We start from the raw sequence: 3,827 nt of genomic DNA on the forward strand, positions 1-3,827 counted from the left end.
GCTCGTGTATGAGAAGTGCGTGTTTGCGCTCGAGGATTTTCCGCAGGAAAATCGGAAGAAAGCAAACGCGCAACTACCATTAAGTTAAGCACCAAAGTAAGCATTTTTTATACACATTGTTACTTACAGTAGTTTTTCTGTTTTTTTATAAATCAAATTTGCGTAAAACTTTGTCCAAGCTTAATCCGACTGTCGCTAGTGTTTGAACGGTTTTCAGAGTGTTAGAAATTGGCGTAATTTGTCCGCAACACTGATAAGTCAGAAGCACGAAATGCTTCGTAACAGTGGTAAATCGGAAGAATTTGATTGGAAGTTTTTACTTGTTTTTTTAGCTCGAATTTAGGCTAAAAACTAATTTTAATTTTAAACAGAAACATTGGATTTCAGAGCGCCCAGCTATTGTAAGTAACGGTTTTGTGTATGATTAGTGGCGTGTTTAAGTACCTAATTTAGCAAATAAAAAACTAATAGAAAATCCGCGAGGATTTTCGTAAGCAAGCTAGAACCAGCCATTAATTATACACGGTGTTGCCACACGTTTTTTTATTCGTTATCAAATTCATTTTCTGTTTTAGGTGGTGGCGGTGGTGGTGGAACATTCCTGTAATAATCAAATAAAACTCTTAATTCTGTAGAATCATTTATTTCGCTTTTGATTTCGTCAAATGAATGGGTTAATTTTGTTAAAATCTCCTTGATTTCCAAACCTGTTTTAGTCGAGTCAATATTGACTTCAATAAGCGCTTTGTGAGATGATACAGGATAGTTTGGAATTTCCCCGTTGTTTTGATAATGTCTTTTTAAAATTCGTTTTAGTTCGTCAATTCGATAACCATTGTCGATAAGAATAGAGTCAGATGTGATTACAAGTACATTCTTCTGTTTAATTAGTCCTCCACTGTAAACATATGGAATAACTGTTTTTTTTATTTGTCCATCATAAAATTCTAAAGCGATTTCTTTAAAATTTGGTTCAGGGTAATAATCATTTCCAATTTTATTAGTTATTTGTCGAAAATTCAGAGTAGTTGTATCCAAACCAATAATTTCCATTTTTTCGTTTAAAATTTCACGATCGGTTGGGTAATATCGGATTTCCGTTGTTTTATTTTCACAACTTAAAATCAGAAGAATTGTTGATATGAGGACGATTTTTTTCAAATGTGTGGCAACGGTTTTGTGTATGATTAGTGGCGTGTTTTAAGCACGGAATTTAGTAAATAAAAACTGGATAGGAAATCCGCGAGGATTTTCGTAAGTAGGCGAGAACCAGCCATTAATTATACACGGTGTTGTGGTTAGTACTTATTTTATTTACTTAATTTCAATATTCTAAATGCACCTTGGATTACCAAAATAAAAACGATTGTTCCGATAATCAAATCGGGTTTACTTGAACTCAACCAATTTACTAAAACTCCTGCGATAATTACACCTAAATTAATAATCACATCATTTGAAGTGAAAATCATACTGGCTTGCATATGTGCTTCTTCTTTACTTTTTGACTTTTGTAAAATATAAAGGCAAATTCCGTTTGCGATAAGTGCAAAAATCGAAACGATAATCATTGTTGAAAAATTTGGAAGTTTCTCGTCTCCGAAAAATCTTCTTAAAACTTCCACAAATCCGATAATCGCAAGTGTAATTTGAAAATATCCAGCAAGTTTCGCAATTCGCTTTTTCTTAATCACAGTTCCGCCAACCGCAAACAAACTAATTCCGTAAACAAAACTATCGGCAAGCATATCCAAGCTATCTGCAACAAGTCCCATTGATTTTGAGATAATTCCTGTTGTCATTTCGATAATAAAAAAGGCGAAATTTATTATAAGTACTGACCAAAGTAGCTTTTTTTGGTTTTCATTTTCTTTAAATTCCGTTTGGTCGGTTTGTTCAGTCGAGATTTTTTTTCCGCCTAAACTCAGTTCGATAATTGACTTTTCGATTTGGTCAATTTCTCCGCTGTGAAAAACGGTCAGTTTTCGATTCGGAATGTCAAAGTCCAAATTTGCAATACTTGAAATTCCGTCCAATTTCATTCGGATTAGATTTTCCTCTGAAGGACAATCCATTTTAGTAATTTCAAATATGGTTTTTTTCACTCTGTTTCTGGGTTTTCGGTATTAACCACAACGTTTATGTATATGATTTGTTGCGTGTTTTAAGCAACTAATTTAGTAAATAATTACCGACCAAGAAAGTCCGCGAGGACTTTCGGAAGTAGGCGAGAAGCCAGCGATAAATTATATACGGTGTTGTAGCCAGTTTATTGATTATCATAAATTTTTCTTACGATCTCACTATTATATTTATCATAAAAATAATCATCATTATCAAATTGGTTTATTAATTCAATTTCCGTTTCTTTTGAGAATAGTGTTATTAACTGGAGTAAGTTTTTTAAATCTTTTTTTCTATTTTCATTAAATTTAAATATAAGGAACTCTTCATTGTCTTTATAGCCCAAAATCTCAAAATTAAATTTACTAAAAACACCTATTAAGGTTGTCTTATTAATTCTATTGTAGTTAAATATAAGTTTAGCTATATTATATCTCTTCATTATATGTAGGACTTCTTCTTTTAATTTATTAATATCTAATTCGTTTTTATTTGTTAATGGAAGGCATGATAACTTTATGTTTTGCATTAATTGGGTTTTTCGGGTCATAATATATGATGAAAATTTGATTAAAATCACAAGATTTAACTGCAAAATGAAAATTTGGACTATACTTAAATCTTTTCTTATTGCAAGAGTATTCAATTATTGGTTTATAATATCTTGGACTTACAGAGTTGATGAAACCACCAGTTTCCCCATTCGTTACAGAGTACCTTTTTTTATTCCAACTAATTCTTTCCTCAAAGTATAATATTTTCCCTTCTGTTTTTTTGAAATTTTTCGGAATAGATTTATTTTTCCAATATTCTTTTAATAAAGGAAATATTTTAATAATCAGTAATAAGGAAATAAATATATAAAGCATGATTTTTTTAATTGGCTACAACGGTCTGTGTATGATAAGTGCGGGTTTGCGTCCGAGGATTTTCCGCAGGAAAATCGGAAGGTAGCAAACACACACTTTCGTATGGATTAGGGACTAAAATAAGCATTTTTTATACACCATGTTACCTACAGTAGTTTTTCAATTTTTCTAACTTAAAAATCGAGAACATAAACTGGGCGAAAAACGGCTATGTAAACGAATCGTAAACGTGCTAAAATCGGCGTAATATTCCGTGACAGAAGGTAAGTCGAAAGCCGTAATTATTACCGCAACAGTGATAAATCAGAAGGGAATTAATTTTGCTAAATCAAAAGTTTTTTTCGTTTGAGTGAGATCAGATTTGCCGTTTAATTTTGCGTAAGAGTGGTGGGTTTTTATTGGGTTACGCTATTGTAGGTAACGGTCTGTGTATGATAAGTGCGGGTTTGCGTCCGAGGATTTTCCGCAGGAAAATCGGAAGGTAGTAAACACGCAACTACCATTAAGTTAAGCACCAAAGTAAGCATTTTTTATACACCATGTTACCTACAGTAGTTTTTCAATTTTTCTAACTTAAAAATCAAAAAAAACGAGAACATAAAATTGACGAAAAACGTCTATGTAAACGAATCGTAAACGTGCTCAAATCGGCGTAATATTCCGTTAGAGTGGCAGGTCGAAAGTCGTAATAAATAGCGCAACAGTGATAAATCAGAAGGGAATCAGGTTTAATAAATCACAAGTTTTTTTCGTTTGAGTGAGATCAGATTTGCCGTTTAATTTTGCGTAAGAGTGGTGGGTTTTTATTGCGTTACGCTATTGTAGGTAACGTTT

General features: G+C 32.4%; 3 protein-coding genes. All 3 read right to left on the reverse strand.

The window, feature by feature from the left end:
* Positions 1–543: 543 nt before the first annotated feature.
* Positions 544–1,161, reverse strand: a complete 618-nt coding sequence (locus tag BZARG_RS12890; RefSeq protein WP_008639094.1) for a hypothetical protein — start codon at positions 1,159–1,161, stop codon at positions 544–546.
* A 149-nt stretch (positions 1,162–1,310) separates the two neighbouring features.
* Positions 1,311–2,105 (reverse strand): cation transporter, encoded by a 795-nt coding sequence (locus BZARG_RS12895; RefSeq protein ID WP_008639091.1) that lies wholly within the window; start codon positions 2,103–2,105, stop codon positions 1,311–1,313.
* A gap of 164 nt (positions 2,106–2,269) precedes the next feature.
* Positions 2,270–2,653 carry a hypothetical protein gene (locus BZARG_RS12900; protein WP_040288763.1) on the reverse strand — a complete coding sequence of 128 codons (384 nt, stop codon included), beginning with the start codon at positions 2,651–2,653 and terminating at the stop codon, positions 2,270–2,272.
* Positions 2,654–3,827 lie beyond the last annotated feature (1,174 nt).

Origin of the sequence: Bizionia argentinensis JUB59 (assembly GCF_000224335.1) — a bacterium.
Lineage (GTDB): Bacteria > Bacteroidota > Bacteroidia > Flavobacteriales > Flavobacteriaceae > Algorimicrobium > Algorimicrobium argentinense.